Source organism: Paraburkholderia franconis (assembly GCF_009362735.1).
Lineage (GTDB): Bacteria > Pseudomonadota > Gammaproteobacteria > Burkholderiales > Burkholderiaceae > Paraburkholderia > Paraburkholderia franconis.
Window position 1 is genome coordinate 151,538 of sequence record NZ_WHNP01000011.1, and the last position, 20,245, is coordinate 171,782.

At 60.0% G+C, this 20,245-nt stretch carries 14 protein-coding genes and 5 pseudogenes; 8 read left to right on the plus strand and 11 right to left on the minus strand.

Annotation, left to right across the window (positions count from 1 at the left end; translation table 11 throughout):
* Window positions 1-482 precede the first annotated feature (482 nt).
* Window positions 483-1,217, plus strand: a pseudogene (locus GCT13_RS14655) (IS6 family transposase).
* A 173-nt stretch (window positions 1,218-1,390) separates the two neighbouring features.
* Here GCT13_RS14655 and GCT13_RS14660 read toward each other — a convergent pair.
* Window positions 1,391-2,254 carry an NUDIX hydrolase gene (locus GCT13_RS14660; protein ID WP_152759180.1) on the minus strand — a complete coding sequence of 288 codons (864 nt, stop codon included), beginning with the start codon at window positions 2,252-2,254 and terminating at the stop codon, window positions 1,391-1,393.
* 715 nt (window positions 2,255-2,969) lie between these two features.
* On the opposite strand from GCT13_RS14660, the gene GCT13_RS14665 reads away from it, so the two are divergent.
* Complete coding sequence (locus GCT13_RS14665; RefSeq protein ID WP_152759183.1) at window positions 2,970-3,872, plus strand: M28 family peptidase; 903 nt, start codon at window positions 2,970-2,972, stop codon at window positions 3,870-3,872.
* Window positions 3,873-3,920: 48 nt separating this feature from the next.
* Here GCT13_RS14665 and GCT13_RS49205 read toward each other — a convergent pair whose 3' ends face one another.
* From GCT13_RS49205 to GCT13_RS14680, 4 genes are all read right to left on the minus strand, one after another.
* A complete protein-coding gene (locus GCT13_RS49205; RefSeq protein WP_227746839.1) occupies window positions 3,921-4,379 on the minus strand; it encodes a hypothetical protein in 459 nt (152 codons plus the stop codon).
* Between the two features lie 114 nt (window positions 4,380-4,493).
* The gene (locus GCT13_RS49210; RefSeq protein ID WP_227746840.1) at window positions 4,494-5,303 is read right to left on the minus strand and encodes a hypothetical protein; all 810 of its coding nucleotides are present in this window, start codon (window positions 5,301-5,303) and stop codon (window positions 4,494-4,496) included.
* A 99-nt stretch (window positions 5,304-5,402) separates the two neighbouring features.
* A complete protein-coding gene (locus GCT13_RS14675) occupies window positions 5,403-6,035 on the minus strand; it encodes a protein-L-isoaspartate(D-aspartate) O-methyltransferase (protein WP_227746841.1) in 633 nt (210 codons plus the stop codon).
* A gap of 992 nt (window positions 6,036-7,027) precedes the next feature.
* Window positions 7,028-7,486, minus strand: a complete 459-nt coding sequence (locus GCT13_RS14680; protein WP_152759186.1) for a hypothetical protein — start codon at window positions 7,484-7,486, stop codon at window positions 7,028-7,030.
* Window positions 7,487-8,158: 672 nt separating this feature from the next.
* Here GCT13_RS14680 and GCT13_RS48355 point away from each other — a divergent pair.
* On the plus strand, window positions 8,159-8,578 hold the full coding sequence (locus GCT13_RS48355; RefSeq protein WP_193727667.1) for a hypothetical protein: 420 nt from the start codon (window positions 8,159-8,161) through the stop codon (window positions 8,576-8,578).
* Window positions 8,579-8,645: 67 nt separating this feature from the next.
* On the opposite strand, the gene GCT13_RS14690 is transcribed toward GCT13_RS48355, so the two are convergent.
* On the minus strand, window positions 8,646-11,579 hold the full coding sequence (locus GCT13_RS14690) for a Tn3 family transposase (protein ID WP_152759189.1): 2,934 nt from the start codon (window positions 11,577-11,579) through the stop codon (window positions 8,646-8,648).
* A gap of 745 nt (window positions 11,580-12,324) precedes the next feature.
* Between GCT13_RS14690 and GCT13_RS14695 the strand changes: the two genes are divergently transcribed.
* Both GCT13_RS14695 and GCT13_RS14700 read left to right on the plus strand, forming a co-directional pair.
* The gene (locus GCT13_RS14695; protein WP_152759192.1) at window positions 12,325-12,912 is read left to right on the plus strand and encodes a hypothetical protein; all 588 of its coding nucleotides are present in this window, start codon (window positions 12,325-12,327) and stop codon (window positions 12,910-12,912) included.
* Between the two features lie 448 nt (window positions 12,913-13,360).
* A pseudogene (locus tag GCT13_RS14700) lies at window positions 13,361-13,519 on the plus strand (IS3 family transposase); the annotation flags it as partial.
* A gap of 26 nt (window positions 13,520-13,545) precedes the next feature.
* Here GCT13_RS14700 and GCT13_RS14705 read toward each other — a convergent pair.
* Window positions 13,546-13,906 (minus strand): annotated as a pseudogene (locus tag GCT13_RS14705) (DDE-type integrase/transposase/recombinase); the annotation flags it as partial.
* A 32-nt stretch (window positions 13,907-13,938) separates the two neighbouring features.
* Here GCT13_RS14705 and GCT13_RS14710 point away from each other — a divergent pair.
* Window positions 13,939-14,236 (plus strand): annotated as a pseudogene (locus GCT13_RS14710) (DDE-type integrase/transposase/recombinase); the annotation flags it as partial.
* A gap of 54 nt (window positions 14,237-14,290) precedes the next feature.
* On the opposite strand, the pseudogene GCT13_RS49215 reads toward GCT13_RS14710, so the two are convergent.
* Together GCT13_RS49215 and GCT13_RS14720 are read right to left on the minus strand one after the other, a co-directional pair.
* Window positions 14,291-14,610, minus strand: a pseudogene (locus tag GCT13_RS49215) (IS6 family transposase); the annotation flags it as partial.
* Between the two features lie 776 nt (window positions 14,611-15,386).
* A complete protein-coding gene (locus GCT13_RS14720; protein WP_227746842.1) occupies window positions 15,387-16,247 on the minus strand; it encodes a DUF2092 domain-containing protein in 861 nt (286 codons plus the stop codon).
* Between the two features lie 1,028 nt (window positions 16,248-17,275).
* Between GCT13_RS14720 and GCT13_RS14725 the strand changes: the two genes are divergently transcribed.
* Window positions 17,276-18,373, plus strand: coding sequence for an IS5 family transposase (locus tag GCT13_RS14725; RefSeq protein ID WP_152759195.1), 1,098 nt, complete (start codon window positions 17,276-17,278; stop codon window positions 18,371-18,373).
* 135 nt (window positions 18,374-18,508) lie between these two features.
* Window positions 18,509-18,664, plus strand: coding sequence for a diguanylate cyclase domain-containing protein (locus GCT13_RS51180; RefSeq protein ID WP_407670799.1), 156 nt, complete (start codon window positions 18,509-18,511; stop codon window positions 18,662-18,664).
* A 148-nt stretch (window positions 18,665-18,812) separates the two neighbouring features.
* Here GCT13_RS51180 and GCT13_RS14735 read toward each other — a convergent pair whose 3' ends face one another.
* The gene (locus GCT13_RS14735) at window positions 18,813-19,184 is read right to left on the minus strand and encodes a potassium channel family protein (protein WP_152759201.1); all 372 of its coding nucleotides are present in this window, start codon (window positions 19,182-19,184) and stop codon (window positions 18,813-18,815) included.
* 16 nt (window positions 19,185-19,200) lie between these two features.
* Window positions 19,201-20,151, minus strand: coding sequence for a LysR family transcriptional regulator (locus GCT13_RS14740; RefSeq protein ID WP_152759204.1), 951 nt, complete (start codon window positions 20,149-20,151; stop codon window positions 19,201-19,203).
* Window positions 20,152-20,245: the final 94 nt, after the last annotated feature.

Sequence of the window (20,245 nt, forward strand, 5' to 3'; positions counted from 1 at the left end):
AGTGCCGGTACCGCGGACGACTGCCGATAGCGGAAGTGTGCCGCACGGATTGCGAATAACATAGCCGTGGCAACACTCATCCACGATTGACGAACGCCGCCACGGCCTGCCGCCTTCGCGGTAGTGATTTTGTCGTCTGGCACGGGGGTGTCTGCGTGACGACGTACGGCCGATGGCTTTGACATCGCACGGTCCGCGAAAGCGCGACCTCGATTGACGAATCGTGCAAATAGCCGGCAATCCTCATTGGTGCGTTTTCCTTGTGTAGGCCGGTCGGAAAATTCGCTTTCCGCCAGAACGTGAAACGAATAGTCAACGATCTGGAAGGGGACGGGTTGGTTCGATTCGAGGTCAACCCCCACCATCGCCGCGCGCAACCTGTCATTTTGACAGACAAGGGCAGGCAGGCATTTGATGCAGCAATGGGCCTTCAGGCCGCCCGGCATTGTCAAGTTGCGGCGGCTGTCGCGTAAGATGACGCGATGAACAAACCGAAATCGCTTTACCATGGTTACCGCTTCCCGGGCGCTGTGATCGCCTGCGCCGTGCGCTGGTACTTTCGCTTCCAGTTGAGCCTGCGCGACATCGAAGAGTTGCTGTTCGAGCGCGGTGTTGTCGTCAGTTACGAGACGGTCCGGCGCTGGTGCGATAAGTTCGGTGAGGCCTTCGCCCATCGAGCGAAAGCCGTGCGTCGCAAACCCGGCACCACATGGCATCTGGACGAAGTCTTTGTTAGGTTGCTCGGCGAACCTTATCTCTTGTGGCGAGCAGTCGACCAGCACGGCGCTGAACTCGATATCCTGCTGTAAAAGCGTCGCGATAAGGCTGCTGCCAAGCGGTTCTTCAAGCGCGTGCTTGCCTCCTGTGCCGAAGCACCGCGCAAGATCGTGACCGATCAACTGCGCAGCTATCCGGCCGCGAAAGCTGAAATCGCCGAGCTGACGAACGTCAAGCATGTCTTCGTCAAAGCCAGCGCCCGGGTGAACAACCGAGCCGAAAACAGTCATCAGCCCACACGGGAACGCGAGCGTCGGATGCGTGGTTTCCGGGTTCCTCAACGCACCCAGGCATTCCTTTCGAGCTTCGGTCCGATCCGGCAGCACTTCGCGCTCAAGCGACATTTACTGCGCGCCTCGCTCTATCGCAAGCAGCTCGCCGCGCGCTTTGTCGCGTGGCGTCATTTCACAGAGCTTACCCAAGCTACGTCCGCTTTCTGAAAGCGTGGGCTACCTCTCCGTCATTGCGTGGCGAACACCTCAACGTGACAGCGCCCCTGTGGGTCCTGCGGTGCGCGAACTGGGTGGGTCACAACACCAGGAGCTTTGACTTCTACCTGTTTGCGGTACGGTAATACCGGGAACAGGCACGTGCCCGTTCCCGCTAGCCTGGGCTATCGCCGCTGGCCGCCTACGGTCCGCTCGAGCGTCGGGAATTCCGGCGGGAAAAGCTCCAGGAAGGGCACGTACGACATCGGCGGGAAACGGCGAAGCTCCCCGTCACGCAGTCGTAACGCCTCGCGAATGGCCTGCGTGCCGGCCTCTCCGTACTCCCTGTGAACCATGCCGGAGACTGCGTACTGGCGCAGCGAATCACACTCCTTGCGGTCAAGCACACGCAGGAAGTGCGTCCATTTTTCCGGGTCCACGCCCGCGGGTGTTTCATAGAACGTCTTCAGGTTGCCGTCGGCGTCGACCGACATCAGAAACAGTTCTCTGAACCGGTAACCCCTGGGTTCCATCGAGTCTGGATAGCGTGCGCCGTGGTGACGACGGTAATTCAGGATGCTGTACGCGTTATCGACGATGTCTCCGATGGACAGGTCCGTTACCTCCTGAAGTTCGCGCACCAGCGCGCGCGGCGTGTTTGGCATCGCTGCCGGCGATGGTTCGAGCGTCCGTCCAGCGACCTGTAGGCCTTGCGCACAGGAACGCGCAAGCCCGTATTTCAGGTCGCGGGTATCGGCTTGCCGACTCTGGCCGGGAACAGGGCGCGCCAGCCCACGATAAACCGTTCCGTGAATCGCGACCTCGTAGTACGGCACCTCGTCGCCGAGACGCAGCGGCTCCAGACCGCGAATGCCGAGATACATGATGCCGGGATAGCCCGCCATGCGCACCGCGTCCTTCTCCGGAATAAGGCCGGACGGGAGCTCAGTGTCCTTGCGGCGGTCGGGCTCGAGTATGGCCGTATGCGGGGTTGCCTTGCGTTCCGGCGCATCAGTTGCGTCGGGAGGTGTTTCGAGCACAGGGCTCATCTTTCCTTCCCCTTTTCGAAGGCGGCCAAGTCCTCTTACATCATAGTCGTGCGCGTCAGGATGGGCTCGATCCGCTGTGGACGATATCGTTGCGAACCATGAAGGTCTTGAGAAAACCGATATCCTGCAGCTTCTGGGGCGCGAGCTTGAGGCGCGCACGGAAGTCAGACAGGTCTCGCCGGTCGGTAGCGCGCAGAACCGCGCAGCACGGCATTACGTCAGGATTTTCTGGCTGGCTCCTTCACCGCACATGGCACCCGCGCGTTACAGCACCCGGAGCGTCACGTCTGGATGCTTGGTAATTTGTTCAGGCATTGAATCGGCTCCCTTAACCATTGCGTGATATGGGCATGGGCTCATTCATGGGCGGCACCAGACGCTCGCGGAAGCGGAACTTGAATTGAGCGCTTCCGCTTCCGCTTCCGTGTGACGGTGGGCGGGAGTTTTCGTCAGCCAGAATACCCGTCATCAGGCTCGGTTGTGAGGTGTTGCCGGTCCGCATCCGCGTACGCGTCGCGCCTTGAATTCTCCCGGCTGATGGCTAGGCTGAAACCATCGAGCGGCGACAGGACGCTTTTACCGTGACCGTAATCGTGACCGTGACCGTGGGCGTGCGAGCGGGAATCCGTGCATCTCCCGCGGCGACACGCACCGAACCACCCGGCTGCAACGGGTCCAGCTTCGAGTCGATAACAACGTGCGCGGGGGAAGTCGTATGCAGACTGCGAGCGTGTCCGACCTGGCGGCGGCGTTGCAACGCCATGTGAACGTCCTTGCTGGAGACATTGGCGAGCGCAACGTGTTGCACCCCACTGCGCTGCACGCGGCTGCCGACTATATCGAACGGCATTGGGCGATACGTGGCTGCGCGGTGACGCGCCAGAACTATCTGGTACGAGGCGTCCAGTGCGCGAACATCGAGGCGGCGCTGCCGGGCAGCGTTGAGTCTGGCGAAATCATCGTACTGGGTGCGCATTACGACACGGTGCCCGGCAGTCCGGGGGCCGACGACAATGCCAGCGGCGTCGCCGCGCTGCTCGAGACGATGTTCCTGCTTCAGGCGTTTACGCCCCTGTACACGATGCGCTGCGTCGCGTTCGTGAATGAGGAAGCGCCGTTTTTCTTCCGAGGCGACATGGGAAGCCTGCGGTATGCGAGGGCCGCACGTCTGCGCGGGGATCGCATTCGCCTGATGCTGTCGCTCGAGATGCTGGGCTACTACCGGGACGAGCCGGGCACCCAGGCGTATCCGCCGCTGCTGCGTTACTTCTATCCGTCACGCGGCAATTTCATCGGCTTCGTTTCCAACCTTCGCTCGGCGCAGCGACTGAGATGGCTAACTGATGCGTTTCAGGCCTCGTCGGATTTTCCGCTGCAAAGCGCGGCGTTGCCGTGGTGGGTGCCGGGCGTCGCGTTGAGCGATCACTCGTCTTTTTGGCGCGAAGGCTATCCGGCTGTGATGGTCACGGACACCGCGTACCTGCGCAACCCACACTACCATACGGCGCACGATGTCCCCGCGACGCTCGACTATGGCCGCATGGCTGCCGTGACGCTCGGCCTCGCAGCGAGCGTCGCGTCGCTCGCGCCGACGTCCCCAAAACCCGGGATGCGGTGAGCACACTCCTGCTCGTGAGCACGCGGGCCCGTTCGGAACCACGTCGAATCAAACCGGATCATGCTGGATCAAGGATAGACAGCCGCCGCGGCAAAGATAGAGCAAGACAGCTATCACGACCACTGCGGTCAAGCCAAGATGAAGTGCCAGGACCATCGCCAGAACTGCAGCCACCACGGAAGTGCACGCATTGACGCCCCACGCCCATGGCACGAGCGTTTCGGCGCCGGCAGCAATGCGGCTGAGCCCCAGCGGAAAGGGCATCCCCATTGCAAACGCGAGCGGTGCGACGAGCAGCACGGCGATACCGATCCTGGCCGGATCGGATAGCGGGATCAGCAACGGGAACAGAGCGGGGAGCACGAACAGGTAGAAAAACGAGATGGCGGAGATCGCAACGATGGCCGTCGCCGCGGCCGACCAGCGATTCGTGTTCCTGCGCGGCCGCGGCCCTGCAGGCGCTGCGCGTACCGGCTTCCAAGTCCCGTGAACGAAAGGAACGCGCATAGCGCGACGGCGACAGCGTAGAGCGGGTGACTCAGGAGCAGGACGAACTTCTGGATGAACGCGATTTCGATGAGCATGAAGGCGAAGCCGATCGGGACGAAATAGATCGCGACTCTACGTCCGGATATCGCCGCCACCGAAGGAAATCGCGTTACTGCGGGAAGTAGCCTTCAAGAGGGGCGAATCATGAGCCGTGCGTTTGCGGCGCGTTATCACCCAGAGAGGAAAGAGGATCAATGTCAGGGCCATCAACGTGGCCTGAAGCAGCGTCGCGATCAGTACCGGATAGCCCCACTCCAGCAAGGGCAGGCCGCCTCGCCCCTTCAACGCGAGAAACTCAGGCAGTGACCGCCATTTGAAAAAGTGAAACAAGTAGGGCTTGTCGTCCGTGGCGGGACGGACGCCCGAAGCGCCCAGTAACCGTAGTGCATCCAGCGGACGGAGCACGAATAGCACGCCAATGATTGCGACTCTGCCCAAGCCCGCTCCGCCGATATCGAAACTGTAAATGCGAGGAATCTGATCGTTGAACCGCGTGAATGTGAGACAGACGCTGGTCGCGGCGCAAAAGAAAGGAACGAAGAGCAGCAGATAGATCAGGAGCAGGCGCAAAGGTTCGCGCGGATCCCACAGAATCTCCAGCGGGTTGAACGCGACACGCTGAGCGACAGAGAACGAGGCAACCGCAAAAACGCCGAACAGAATCGCGCCGCCAACGAACACGGCTTCGAACCGGGGCGCGAGCCAGCGCTGCGCCAGCGTGACCATCGCACCGGCTGCTCCGTAACCCAGCAGCGCGACGCTGATCATCATGTACGCGAAGTGATGCCATTGAATGATCGAAAAGAGCCGCATCAACAGAATCTCGTAGCCAAGCGTTGCGGCCGAAAGCAGGGATAGGGCGAACAACGGCACGGCGGGCATGATTGCGTGTACCTGAAGGGGATGCGGGACGGGGCGCGCTCAGCCCATGCTGATGCGGGTTCGCGCTGTCCCGTTGCGTCGCCTGATTCCCGCGCAGAATCAGTGCCCGGCGAGTGGCACGAAGCTGACGGGCAGAATCTGCCGGGTGGAGACGGTCCCGTCGTTCGCCTTCGTGATCAGCAGCAGATACTGCGTCAGAAACTGCGCGCCTACCGGAATGACAATCCTGCCGCCCGGCTTCAACTGCCGCACGAGGGGAGGAGGGACATGGCTCGCGGCGGCGGTGACGATGATGGCGTCGTAGGGCGCGTGGACTTCCCACCCGTAATAGCCGTCTCCCACTGTGGTTTCCACCTTCTTGTATGCGAGCCGCTGCAAGCGCTCCTGTGCCGCCTTGCCCAAAGGCTCGATGATTTCGATCGTATAAACCGCTCGCGCGAGTGCCGAGAGGATCGCCGCCTGGTACCCTGAGCCCGTGCCGACCTCCAGCACGACGTCAGTGGGCTTGATCATCATCAGGTCGGTCATCAACGCGACAATGTATGGCTGCGAAATGGTCTGGCCGTAGCCGATGGGAAGCGGCCGGTTCTCGTAGGCGTTGCGCTCCTCGCCAGGCGGAACGAACTGGTGGCGAGGCACCTGGTCCATTGCGGCGAACACGCGCGGATCGATGGCGGGTCTGCCGGTTGCGGCGAAGGTTTCGGTCGTGAGCTCCCCGATGTCCTTGATCATTTTCGTGCGAAGGGGCGCAAAATCGTCGGCCGCGTGGAAGACATCCACACCAATGCGATTGCTGGAATCAGGGTGCGCAGCCAGCGCAGCATGATGGGTTTCACCGTGCGGCTCCCTGTTGCCGGACCTGCTTCAATTCTACGCCCGCGCATGCGAGGTCGGGCAGGGCCCGTCCGACCACCTGCCGCGTGTCAGGCGCAGCCCCCGAGCCCGTCGCGCCGTATCGCTGCCGCAGAGCGTCCGGGGCGGCGCGGCCGCTCTTGCTTTGCGGCACGTGCCGAGCAAATAGGAAACCGAATGACCGAAGAGCCGTTGAGTGCGGTCTTTGCTCTCTTGCAACCGCGCACGTCAGTTCCTGGTCGGCTACGGCCGATCGCGTCAGGCGAAATGCTACAACATTGGCGCGGACGTCGGCCTGTCGCACGAACCTTGTCAAACCGCCCTTGCACACTTGGCGGACTACACGTGGCACGCGGTTTTTGATGTGCCCCGTCGCAATAACTGCGACTCCCTTCGGCATCTTCCTGCGGCGGTGCGTCGACCTGGGCGCACGCTGTTGATGAAACACCCGGGGCGCCGGTATTCGTTTCTAAAAATCCGGGGGTGCGCCATGGGAATTGACTGGTCGCAAATCAAGATTTGGTCGCGAATCGGGTCCCGGCTCGGGCTTGGAGACTTCGTCGAGCAACGGCTCGAAGATGCTGTGCGGAAGGAGAGGGAGTTCAGGACATGCAGCGACATCGTCGCCGCGCCCCTATAGACATAGTCTTTTCGCCCTGCCTATGCGGGTCCGAAGAGATGGTCCGACGTGAAAAGCCTACGTCTATGGGGACAATCGGACCAACGTCGAGTCGCGGGCGGGCGCGCACCGGGACTTTTTCACTTTACGAACCGCGAATCGGGTGCCTTCGCGAAAGGACTACGTTTATGGTTCCGCTGCCCATCGTTTTGGCTCCGCAGCCTTGCGAAAGGGCAACGGATCTGGGAGTGCGTCAGGGCAGCCAGTCCAGCTTCGTACACCTTCTCACCCTAGCCAACGTGTCGGTGCTGCATGAAGACGTGCACGCGGCCGGATTGGCGTCGTTCTGGCAGGAGGTCATGCATTGAATTACATCCTGTTCGCCGCGTTGCAAGTCCTGCTTCCCCTGCTCTGCGGCTGCTAGCAATGCGGTTGCGTCGAGGTCTGCCATCCTCGGCTGGAGATAGCGCTTCAGGTGGTCGGCCCTGTCCTGTGCGTCTGCAGCCATGTTTTTGATCGTCTGTTCTAGCTGCGGAGGCAATGGCCGGCCGGGGCTGGACAGTGCATTCTGGTAGACGGCCACCTGTTGATTGACGATCGGTATGCAGTATGCCGCTCGAAGGTCTATATCGGACGGAGGCTGCTTCGCGAAGGCTCGAATAGGCAGATACGCACATGCGACCAGGAACGCCACTGCTGTTGCCTCTTTCATGCTGCCCCCGAAGGCGGCGAGTAACGCGGGCCGGCTGGCAAGAAAAAGAGGGCGCACAAGGCGCCCCGAAAAACACAAGGTAATGCGCAGTCTTTGGAGGAGATGCGCACAATCGATTCTATCGCATGCGGTTACTTCTTGGCCTGCGCACCTTCGCAGAGCACCGTCGCGACCATCATAGCCTGCGAGCCGGGTGGCACCGTCCTGTGGCCACGCTTATCGCTATGGCCAATGGGCTTGTCGTTCGCGTCATACATGGTGATTGCCAGCTTCAACTTTAACCACCCGAGCCATGGGATTGTTTTCGTCCGTGATCCGATTTCCCAGGATAACGCCGCGGCCCTAAAGCTGGAGCCAATGCTGCTCTATGCCGTCTGCGCCGACCGGGCACCGGTCTGCTGGCTAACCATCATTTGCAGAAGTGATCTGACGAACCGGTCTTACGCGCCACCAACGTAGGGCGTTCTTGCAATTCGACTGGTACGGATGACTGCCGAAGGGTTTGCTGCCCCTTTCTAACGCGGGCGCGGACGAGTAGGCGCGTATCGAAAGCGAACTGCGGCATCACGCAGGAATGGCTGCGCGTGCATGCCGAACCGGATCACCTTGTCAAACTCACTCCCGAAATTCTGTGATATCCGGTAACCCGAGACGCTCTCAAAGGAGGTCACGATGGAACTTCACATGCACTCCCATCATTTCGCGCGCCGTACGCCTGACTGGCGTGCAGCAATCATCGGCGGCTGTGTGGCAGGTGTGGTCTTTCTGGTGCTCGAGCTCCTCGCCATGTGGGTTATGGGGCAGAGCCCATGGGGACCACCGCGTATGATCGCGGCAATCGCCTTGGGGCAGGGTATCCTGGCGCAACCGGCCGCGTTTGACCTGGGCATTGTGATGGTGGCCCTGATTGTCCACTTCGCGCTGTCGATCATTTTCGGGGTATCCGTCCTTTTCGTGCTAAATCTGGCGGTTTGTTTTGATTTTTCTTTTACAAACAAACACTTGCAAATCTTCGATTCTGCGGGACCGCATCCTTTTGATGCAAAATCTGGCGCTTTCATCCGCCCGCGCGCTTGGCCGGCGAGCGCATGACTGTGGGCGGCCGACGAAACCGCGCCACGCGCCTCAATCCTGCAATCTGTGTGCATGCAGAACCGATTCACGATCGAGCGATGCGCCGCCATGGCGCAGCATCCAGAAGCATCTCTCGATAGCGATCGATCGGAAAGCTCAGCGTTCCACGGAAATTCACATGGGTAAAGTGCGCTGGCCCCATCCGCCGCAACCAGTCGTCGTCCACCCCTTGACCCTTGCTTCGCCAACGATCAAGGGTCGCCTGGATGCGCTGTGTATTCCACGCAATGACCAGGTTTGTCAGCAGCGTCAAGGAGCCAGAAATCGCGATCATTTCGTCGCGGCGCCGTCCGCGCTCTGGCGCGATCTTGCCGGTATAGATTGCGCGCTGCAACTGATGAACCGATTCACCGCGGTTGAGCAGCGTATGCATTTCTCGCCGGAACTCAATGTTGCTGAAGTAGTCGCACAGGAAAAGCGTGCGCAGTAACTTGCCGAGGTGGTCTGCAGCCCGGTACACCGGGTCGCCCTGCGCCGCGCTGCCGAACCGTTGCAACGCGACCATTGCGCTCACGCGTCCCGCATGAATTGATGCAACGAGGCGCAGCAGTTCCTTCCAGCCTTCACGAATTGCCTTGATGGAGATCTCGTAGGCGACGACCGCTGCCAGCCCGTCGGGCGCAGCCACGGCTCTCGGCAGATGCAGTTTGCGTTCCGAGAGGTTGCGCAGACGTGGGCAGAGATCAAAACCGAGCAGCTTCGACACCGCCATCCCTACGTTCGTGTATCCATGCGTGTCTACTGAGAGACGCAGCAGTCCACCGTCGTCACGGTTCTCGTTGTGACGGATTACGCCCTCGATCGCCACGCCAGCCTGGCGTTCGTCCAGCACGATGGGCTGGTTATAGACAATGCCGTGCTGATCCAGCACGTGCGTGTACATGCCCACCGCATGGGTGCGACGCCGTGGATCGACCCGCGCATAAAACAGGTGCGGTGACGTATCCAGACTCATGGAGTCGCTCGATGCCTGCCGTCCGTTACCCCAGAGTTCCGTAATCGGATGCGTGCGCTGGAATTCAACCACGCGGTCATTTGCACGCGGCAGCCGACCGGGCATTTCAAGGAAGCGCATTGCCGTTGAAATGTTCGCGGGGTCCAGTTGCGGGATCATGGCCGCGACGCTCCTCGCGTCCAGTTCCGTGCCGTGGGCGATCAACGCGGCGTACAGCGAGACGAGTTCGTTCGTATCGCGCGCCTTGCGTGACCGGAGCACTTCACTGAAGCCAGTGTGGGCGTCCATCTCCATAATCATGTCGGCGAACTGCGCGTTGCCGATCTCCCTGAATATCAGGTCCCGCGTGTGTTTCGGTATGCCATCGGTCGGCAACGCTTCGATCGTCGACAGGTGCACCGCGCCGTCCGTGCCGATCGTCACGCGGCCTGCCTCGCGCGCTTCCTCAAGCGCGGCCAGGCCGGCCTTGAGATGTTCCGTCAACCTTTCCAGGAATGGCTCCGCGGTTGCAGGCAATCCGAGCGATGCCAGGTAGCGGTCGCGTTCGCTTTCCCATTGAGCGGGTGGAATCAGCAACTGGTCACGCTCCCGGAACGACAGGCTGTGGTCAATCCAGACCGAGCCACGGCGAAGTCCCTTGCGCAGACCGGTGATTGCCGAGGCTTCCAGTGCCCGCAACGCGCGCGCCCGATCGTCACCTTGGACGAGATCGCGCCAGGCCGCGCTGACCGGCACGTCGCAGTCGACCGGCAATTCGGTCGCGCCCCTGTCATGCAGTGTGCCGACAAGTTCGAACTGCCGCAGGCTTGGTTCCGCGTCGCGTCCCACGAAGCCGAGCTCACGTAACGGCCCCAGCGGATTGCGGATGCGGTGGTGATCGTCGGTGAGCGTTTCACGTACGCTGGCTGCGTGACTTATCGGTGGCCTGTCTACGAGGTCCTCAAGCAGCTTTCCAATATCGTCGAGGCGTTCTTGCGCGGTGCGCTCGCTATCGTGAACCAGCTCCTTTATCGCGACCAGTTGCTGCCGGTATTCGATAGCAGAGCGTGCCTGTCGAACCGTCGTTCGATCGTAAGCCTGCCGGACGAGGTCGGATACGCGGCGCCCTGTTTGGTAGAGTAGCGCGTCAGTCAGCTCGAGCAGCGTGACGCGCAGGAAGAAGATCAGCTCGATGGTACGGGTCGATGCCTTGAGTTCGCGGACCTTCGCAGGACGGCGAGCCTGGACGCGCTGCGCGTATGCACGCTGCTTTTCGATTGGCACGGCGTCGAGTAGCCAAGTATGCGCGCCGAGTTCCTTGAGGAACCGAACCTTTGCGAGAGTTTCGGTGAGCGTCGTGGGGCTGTGTCGCGCCGGTGGCGTCTTGAGCCATTCGAGAACTCTCATGCCGGACGTCCCGTGCTGGGCAGAGAGAACAGCATCGGCGTGCATCAACTGCGTTTCCGTGACCGTTGCCTCGATAAGTGCGAGCAGACCACGTTCAACGTCCGACCAGATCGAACGGCCGAGATCGCGCAGCTTCCGTTCGGCGGGTATCAGAATGCGACGCTCATACAGCCAGCAAAGGGCGTGCTGGAGCAGTTCGTCAAGCGTGAGCGATTCGGTGGCGTCCTGTCGCATCCACGTTTCCAATTCCGCCCAGTGCTTCGGTCCGATCGACGTGATGCCGAGATATTCGCAGGTCCAGTGCTGATGCTCGTACAGTGTCTTATAGCGCTGATAGAGCGTCCGGAGGGAGGCGATCGTCGGGGTGGGCAGGTTGAGCCGCTCGCCGACATAGCGCAACAACTGGCGCGGCAGAGTGCCGACATGATCGAGAGTGTGGCCACTGGCACGCAGAAAGACCAACTGGATCGCGACGCCGGCACGGTGATCGCGCCGGAAACGCTCGTTGACTGCGGCAACGTCGCTATCAGTCAACGCGAAGTAGCGCTCCACGTCAAATTCCGAAAGTCGGGCGGGCAGGCGATCCTGTCCCACATAGCGAAATTCCAAGCCTGGCATCTTCGCCTCCCGACAAGGTCGCGCGATCCGTGATCGCGGGCAGGTATGTTATCGCAGATACTTTTGCGATCTCCTGAAGAGCCAGAGCCGACGACAGCCTTATAAATAAAGGCTCTGCGGAGAAACCGCCAGATTTAGCACGAAAAGGACGGATACCCCTTATCGTGCGCGACGAATAGAAGCGGACCAATTGATATTGTCGGTTTCGCCCAAAAGAAAGAAAAGGCTTCGGTGTATTTCATAGAAGGCGCAGTAACAAAGACACAATGTCAAGCAAGGTCATGGGAGTCGTTCCTCGTTCATGCAAACGATGTAAATGGAGATTAATACGTCGCGGTTCGCGCGTTCCTTTGTGTCGATTGAGCTAAACCACAGAGGCAAGAGCGAGAGGGGTTGCTGCGAGAAGAGATTTAAGAGTTTTCATGGCGAGTGCTTCACTTACAAAAATCAATACAAATTTCGATTGACCGAGAAGCTCGCTGAGTTTTGGTACGTTTTATTGCCAGTCTTTCGGAACGTTTTCAGTATAAAAACGTTACGGAGGGCGACTTGCGGTGAGTTGTCACAGAGCGAATGCTTACTCTAGCAGGAGCGTCCCGGATTGCGCCCGCGCGGTGGGTTTGCGCGTTGCACCCTTGTCTACCGCCCAAAATTTGTGATGTGATTAGCGGCTCCGCTCGACGGTCGAAGCTTTGGCTGCTGAAGAGCGTGCTAAACGCTCTTTGACATGGACAGGAGCTCAGACATGAAAGTGAAGAATCTGGTGTGCATGACTGTCGCCGCATTGACGACAACTGTGGCGCTTGCGCAGCCTCAAACCTCCCTAGACGTCACAAAAGGACCGGAGAAAACCACGGCGGCGGGAACGACCACAGTCACCGCCACGATCGTTGCGATTGAGCCGGCAACCCGTACCGTCACGCTGAAGGACGGCGCAGGCAAGGTGATCAGGCTTGAAGTGGGCGACGAGACGCGCAACTTTGACCAGCTCAAGGTTGGCGACGTTGTCACGACCGTTTATACAAAGGCGATCTCGGTGAGTCTTGCCAAAAAGGGCGGCCCCCGTTCGGGCACGCAACGCCTGATCCAGGAGCGCGCGGCTTCCGGGGAAAAGCCCGGCGGCACAGTTGGCCGCGAGGTGACGGTGATGGCCGATGTCGTTTCGGTGAGCCCGAAGCTGAAAACCATCACGGTCAAAGGCCCTCAAGGCAGTGACGTGGACCTGATCGTCGAAAATCCGGAACAGCTGAAGAATATCCGCAAGGGCGACCACGTCGAGGTGGTGTACACGGAGTCGGTCGCAATCTCTGTCACGCCAGCCAGCACAAAATAGGACGGAGCGGGCCCACCGGAAGGGTGGGCCCGCGAAGGCGACGGTTTTTCTTGCGTTGCGTTCGCCGCCGCTTACTGGCGTGAGGAATAGTAGCGCAGGCCGGGCTCGGCCGTACTCACGCGCGTACCGGCGCTTCCCTTCGTAATCGGGATGCCAACAAGGTACGCGCGAATTTCTATCATACGAGCGCCGAACGCAGGGCGCGCCTTGTCGTCGCCGATTACGCAGGACGCGATCGCGCACCGGCGCGTACGTGTGCTGAGCGGCCGGCACGTCCCCACCCATACGACCACTCGAGCCCGTCAGCGATTGTGTCCGCTCCAGCATCCGTTTGCCTCAGCTTCTGCGGGCGGGATATAGCCGAGCGGTTCCATCAGCCGATGATGGTCACAAAGCGCTTGCTGACCACCTGATTGACCGCTGACTCGACGAAGCTCGAGGTGATCGGCTCGCCACCGTAATTCACGGCCTGTACAAGGCAGAACTGATTCATCGCCGTGCGCCGTGGAAAACGCGTGAGTCTGTCGAGCTGGCGACGCTGGAATGGTGGTTCAACCACTACCGGCAACTCAGCAATACAGCTGCTGCGCCGGTATCGACTTACTAAACCAACCAGCCTCCACGATTCCCGGGGCGGTTCATGATGGGCTTTTCTCGCTCGGCGTGAATGGCTTCCAGCGCAGCCATATTGGCGATCGTCACCGTCTCGGGTTCGTCACTCTGGGCGATCGATTTTTCGAAATGCCGCGCGCGCCGCAGTCTTATCCCGCTGGGCTCGCAACAGAAAGTCGATGGTGTTGCCGGCCTTGTCGTGTCGACGGCGCGATACAGTATTTCCATTGGCCATTGATCTTGACGTAGGTCTCGTCAACGCGCCAGCTCTTGCCGACGGGGCGTTTATAGTGGCGAAACGCCTTTTCCAGCACAGGCAGCAGTTTGAGAGCCCACGATGTACGGTTGAATGATCGTCTGAGATGCCTCGCTCCGCCATCATTCATCATCAAGCTTTCATCCGACCGCCTTATTGCAACAGAACCAAACGGCGAACCCGCGACGGTGACAATCGATAAAAGCGGTGCGAACCTGGCCGCGCTGGATGCTCTCGACGCGGAGCGGGAAACACCGATCAAGATTCACCAGAACAAGTATCTGAACAATGTTGTCGAGCAAGATCATCGGGCGATCAAGCGACGCACGCGGCCTATGCTCGGCTTCAAGAATTTTCGTTGCGCCCGGATCCTGTTGAGCGGCATCGAGTCTCATGCACATGATCGCCACGGGCTTTCAACGCGGAGCCGGAGGTGGCTCCTGCGTGGCTAACTGAGGCGCACGCTCGCGCGAGGGAGCGCGAACTCATTGGTGAGCGCGATCAGTGACCGTCGGGTTCGGCGCCATGTTCGTCGACCGCACACCACAATAGATACGGTTCGCCGCGCGGCGTGACGAACATTTCATCTAGATGCCAAGTGCTGCCGGGCTTCCGCCCGACGCACCGCCTTGCGCATTGGGCGAATCCAGCACCGAACCTGGCGTAACCAGCAACGGATCGTTTCGTAGGTGACCACGACCCCACGCTCAAGCAGCTACACGTCGATGTCGCGCAGGCTCAAGCAGAACCGGAATGCCGCCGAATCGCGCAGCAAATGCCGACAGCGGGGAAGCGGTGGCCGTGAGATAAAGCGATTTCGTATTCTTCACCGCTCCGTTCTACCGCCGGTCCATACCAGCCTGACAGAGCCGCAGAAACTGCTATGAATGGCCAGGTGGTGGCTGGGTCGGCACGTACACGACGCCGCCGCTTCCGTACCCCTCTGTAAACCATGTCGCCCCGCACTTGTAATAAGAGGCGCCGCTGACCAGGATCGGGGCCACGTTGCAGGGCGGCGGGGCTGGCGGCGGTGGCGGTGCAGGCATGGGTGCCGCTGTACTCACGGGAGGCGGAGTAGCAGCCGCATTTGCTGCGACTGCTGCCGTGCCGGCAATCATCGCGCCAGCGACAAATGCAGCGCCAGCATCATTGTTGTCCCAACTGGAACTGCCGCAATTGGAGCAGTTACTGACCGCCGATTGTCGTTGTGACTGATTCTGGCTAGCGGCGGCTTGTCGCTGTGCCTGGTTTTGGCTTGCGGCCGCTTGTCGCTGTGCCTGATTGGCGCTGGATGTCTGTTGCGCCTGATTCACTGCAGACTGCCGCTGCGCCTGATTTTCGCCGGCCGCTTGCCTGCGCTGACCGCTGGCAGCCTGCCCGCCGCCCGCGCTATATGCGGAGGCACCCGCTCCGCCTCCACGCCCCGACGAGAACGATCCGCCAGCCGCAGCTCCTCCCCGTGAGAAGCCCCCCTCACCGCCGCTGCCGCGCTCACCGCCAGCCCGGCCACGACCCTCACGACCCGCCGCGCTGGCGTCGAGCATGCCCCCCGCAAGGACGAGGCTAGCCAGCAACACTGTACCAACGCTACTCCATGGAAGGGTTTTCATTTCGTGGCTCCTTTGGCAGACGACGACCTGCGTGCCTTGGAGGGCAGCGTGGGAATCTCAGCGGCGAACGCGATCTTATTTGCACCGTCGGGTATTCTCACTACAAACGTGTCTTCGACAAGCTTCGGCGCAAAGTTCCAGTTCGACAACTGCCCCCAGAACTGCGGCTGACCTGGAGAATCCTTATAAGTCAGGACAACGCGCACCGGGTAGGGCTCGTTGCCGTCCGCGATCCAGACCTGGAAATCCACCGTATCGGTGCGAGCGGCAATGTGATGCGCGGGAATGCCCTGAATGTTTGTCTTTTCCACATAATCGACCCGCCACACCCGCTGTTGCAATTCTGCAGGCAGCCGGCTTGTCAGCAGCATTGCCAAGGGAAAGCGCAGATGGAGATCGCGGACAAAATGGACGAGCGTGTCGTCCACGTTACCTTGCTGCTTTTCAGTCGCATAGACCTTGTTAGCAAAATCGACCACGGCGATGTCCTTGCCGTCGAAAACGGCAACGGTCTTGGTGCCGTCACTGCGTTCGCTTTCAGCACGCAGTCGGTCGGGCCGGCTTACCGTGATATTTCTCAGTTCACCGAATTCAATTTTCTGTCCGGAGGCTTGAACGGCGTCATAGCCACTGCGTAGATCGACGCTGAACGCGTTTGCGTTGCCAAGGAACTCTGCCATCCTCATCAGGATCGCGTGGGCTTGCGCCTGAGACTCAGTCTCCTTCACCGCTGCGGTTTGCTTCTGCTGTGGTGTCGAATACTGTTGCGAATAAGCCAGCTGGCCGCTCATAAAGAAGAGCGCAGAGACGAGGAAAGCAGACTCGAAGCGCTGCAGCATGTGACGTTTTGTGCTCATGAGCTATCCCTTTCTGCCGTTGGGCCTCACCGCTAACGCGAGCCCGTGAAGGAGACCCCCGCCTTGAGAATTCAATATAGTACAGTTCTCCACCGACCGAAGTCTCTCACGCACCGATAACGCGTATCCCCTGAAATAGGGGTGATCACCAACGCCCACAGCGCATTGGGAGCGAACGAGAACGAGACATTTTTGCGCTCGTCTCCTCAGCTTCTCCGCTTATTTCGTGATCAAAACCCACGTCGAAAGGATAACCCGCCGAAACGGGACCGCAATCCGGCACACGCCGCACGACAATAAGACTGGCAGCACGCAACGCCGACAACCTCTTGCGCCCACCGCAGTAGGAATGGCTCTCCAATATTCCGTTGCTTTCGTGGCGTTCGAAGGTCCGCGACTTTCTAACCTGATTGTTGATCTGGCATAACCCAGCCTGGTCACCCGGCGCGCCATGCCCGGTCAATCATTCCGCATGTCTACCAGCAATCCTCAAAGGAGACCGCCAATGATCCATTTCTGATCGAAGGAGGGCGGGCTCTGAATCTCGCTCGTCAGCACATTGAAGAACGAAGCACGACAGCGGACCTCACGCGAAAACTCGCCGATGAACCGGGAGTGCCGGACTACTGCGCAAATCCCTTTTACAGAACGCTAAGCGCGTCAAATTCGACTGGCCCGTTATCCGCACTTTCAGGCACGCAGATTCAGCAAGGGCTCTTTCGTGCCTTGTCCAGGCACCGAATGGCAAGTAAATGGGCGGAGTAGCGCGAGTGTCGCAACTTTCCCTCCCTCATCGAGGAGGCCTTCGGGCGCCCATTCACTTTTACGTACCGTGTAGGCACCGAGACGCACAGGTGTGCCGAAGTACTCTGCCCTGAGGATCGTGTGCGGTCTTGTCCTCTTTGATCTCGATGGGTTCAAGGACATTAACAATGCCTTAGCAGGTTGCTGAAGTACTGGCGGCTTACGTCATCGCATAAGGCCGCTGATGCGTTGATATTACGTCCCTCACTTGCCCACTGGAGATCATGCGCGGCGCCGACACGTTCACCGAGAGTCTGTTTTCCCTGCGAAAGCTGGACGACTTCGTCCCGCAGTCGCATCCGTTGCGATCGATCCGCGTGATGGCGAACGAAGCGCTGGCGAAGATGGATCGACTGTTTGCCGGGATGTACGAAGCGGACATAAAGGGCGGGCGGCCGAGCATCGCGCCAGAGAAGCTGCTGCGAGCCATGCTGATCCAGATCCTCTACAGCATCCGCTCAGAGCGGCAGTTGATGGAGCAGGTGCAATATAACCTGCTTTTTCGCTGGTTCATCGGGCTGGCAATGGATGACGAGGTGTGGGTGCCCACGGTCTTCACGAAGAATCGCGAGCGATTGATCAAGCACGATGCGGTCATCGAATTTTTCAACGAAGTGGTGGCGATCGCCGAGAAGAAGTGCCTGCTTTCGGGCGAGCACTTCAGCGTGGACGGCACGCTGATCCAGGCGTGGGCGGGGCACAAGAGCTTCGTGCGCAAGGACGGTGACGATCAGGACAGCGACGACGGGGGCGCAGGCAATTTCAAGGGCGAGAAGCGCAGCAACGGGACGCATCAGTCCAGGACCGATCCCGATGCGCGGCTCTACCGCAAAGGCAAGACGGCCAGCGAATTGCGGTACATGGGCCATACGCTGACGGATAACCGGCACGGCCTGGTGGTCAACGCGCGCGTGACACGCGCTGACGGGCATGCCGAGCGTGAAGCGGCCAAGATCATGATCAACGACGCGCGGCAAGCGGTAAAGGATGCGAGCGCAGAGATCACGCTGGGTGCGGACAAGGGTTACGACGCACAGGAATTCATCGAGGCCTGCCACGAGATGAAGGTCACACCGCACGTAGCGCAAAATACCGCGGGGCGACGTTCGGCGGTGGCCGACACGATTGCCTCGAGCGTGGGCTACGCCATTTCTCAGCAAAAGCGCAAGCTGATCGAACAAGGCTTCGGCTGGGCGAAGACCGTAGGGCGGATGCGCCAGGCGATGGTGCGCGGGTTAAAGAAGGTGGATCAGATGTTCGTGTTGAACATGGCCGCCTACAACCTCGTGCGCCTGCGATCATTGGCACAGGTCCGTCCATAGTGACGGTAAACGCAGACATGAGGCCAGGAATGGCCTCAAAACGCTTAAAAGGACGTTGAATTCGCATTGAATTTGCACAATGCGAAAATCTTGCGGCGAGAGCCACGTAATTGGAGCGAGACCGCTTCAGCTCGGGTGTATTTCAGCAACCTGTTAGGGCACAAGTTGGGGGACCTCCTTCTCTGCGAGATGGGCCGTCGACGCAGGAAACTCGCCGGTCCAAAGAACGTTGTCGCGCGGGTGACGGGTGACGAATTAGCAATCCTGTTCGTGGATCCGCGAAAAGGATGAGAAAGCTACGACGTCGCTTCCAACCGCTGATCTTCGCACTGGACCGGTCCTTGGCACCGGTATGGCGACAAGCCGTCCATTGCACCATCAGGTGCCCGTGAAAATTTGAACCCGCTTCAAACTCTTGTCTCAACTGCGGGAAAGGGCCTTAGCGCTGTCGGCCAGCGCGGCGCGCTGCCTCCTGAACAGCTTGAACCGCTACAGCGGTGACCATACCCATCATCAGCACATCGAAGACTCCGAGCAATACCGAATCGATACGGTCAGGAGTTGTGGTGGGCACCACGTCGCCGTAACCGACCGTGAGCGCCGTGATCGCGCAGAAGTAGAGGGTTTGCGCAAACCAGGATGGCGTTCGGCTACCCGATTCGACCGGGCCGCCGACGAAATACATGACAACCGAAAGCAAAAAGAGCGGCACAATCAGAAATGCGAGCAGATCACGCAGGTGCCAAAGGCTCCTGGTAAATTCGTGGACTACATGGCGAGCCGGCGACGCCTCTTCGGAATTCTTCGCCATCTCAGGCGGTGCGTTTTCACTCTGATCTTACTTCTGACATGAGATCAATCGTTGCTGAGCCTTGGCCGGCGAGTTCGATCGCGTTGTCGATGAATGCGCGGACTCTCTGGTTCAGGAATCGCCGGCGTGGATAGACAAGCGATACCGTCGTATCGAAATTGCCGATCGTGTGGCAGGGGAGAATGCGCTTTAATCTGCTATTGGCGATTTCATCGGCTACGAGGGGTTCGGGCAGGACCGCGACCCCCATTCCCGCAATTGCGGCAAGTCGCAGGTGGTACGCGCTGTTGACTGTATAGCAAGGGTTGATGCTGACGTCGTGTATGTTGCCATTCGCGTCGACGAACTTCCACACGAGTTGCTGCAGCCTGTCGATGTTCGAGATGCAGGCATGGCTAGCCAGTTCCTCAGGTTCGGCGGGCTCGGTGCTTTCGGCCAGATAGGCGGGCGCTGCACAGGGTATCAGGCGCTGGGCCGGAAAGGAAAGCGGGACGGTTTCCAGTTCTCCGCCGAGGATGGGCCGCCATGAGCCATCAAACAGTGCAACATCGTGTCGGTCATCGAGCAGATGAGAAAGACCCTCGCCGGGTGAAATGTGCACTTTTACTTCCGGGCATCGATGTCGGTACGCGTCGAGCAGACGAATGAGCGTCTGCGGCGGCAGGGCGTCAGTGGCGACGACGCGTAGCGTACCACCGCAAATTCCATCGTTGCGGGAGACCGACCGGTCCAGCTGGTCAAGCTTTTCCAGGAATTCCCGGCTGCCTTGTAGGTAGCGCATGCCCGCCTCGGTAAGCGAAACCTTGCGGGTCGTCCGGCTCAGCAGTTGCGTCTGTACGCGCGATTCAAGCGATGCGATGGCGCGAGAGACCTGTGCCCCCGATACCTGCGACTGGTCAGCAGCACGGCGAAAGCTGCCGCTCTCCGCGGTCCGCACGAAGACGCGCATCAGATTGACCTGATTCATGAGCACTATCCGAAGTTAGCTGTCGTGGCCTCGTACCGGCGGCTGCCCCTCATGCACGGAGTTATAGAAAACGGTAAGCGCTTCGCAAAGGTAA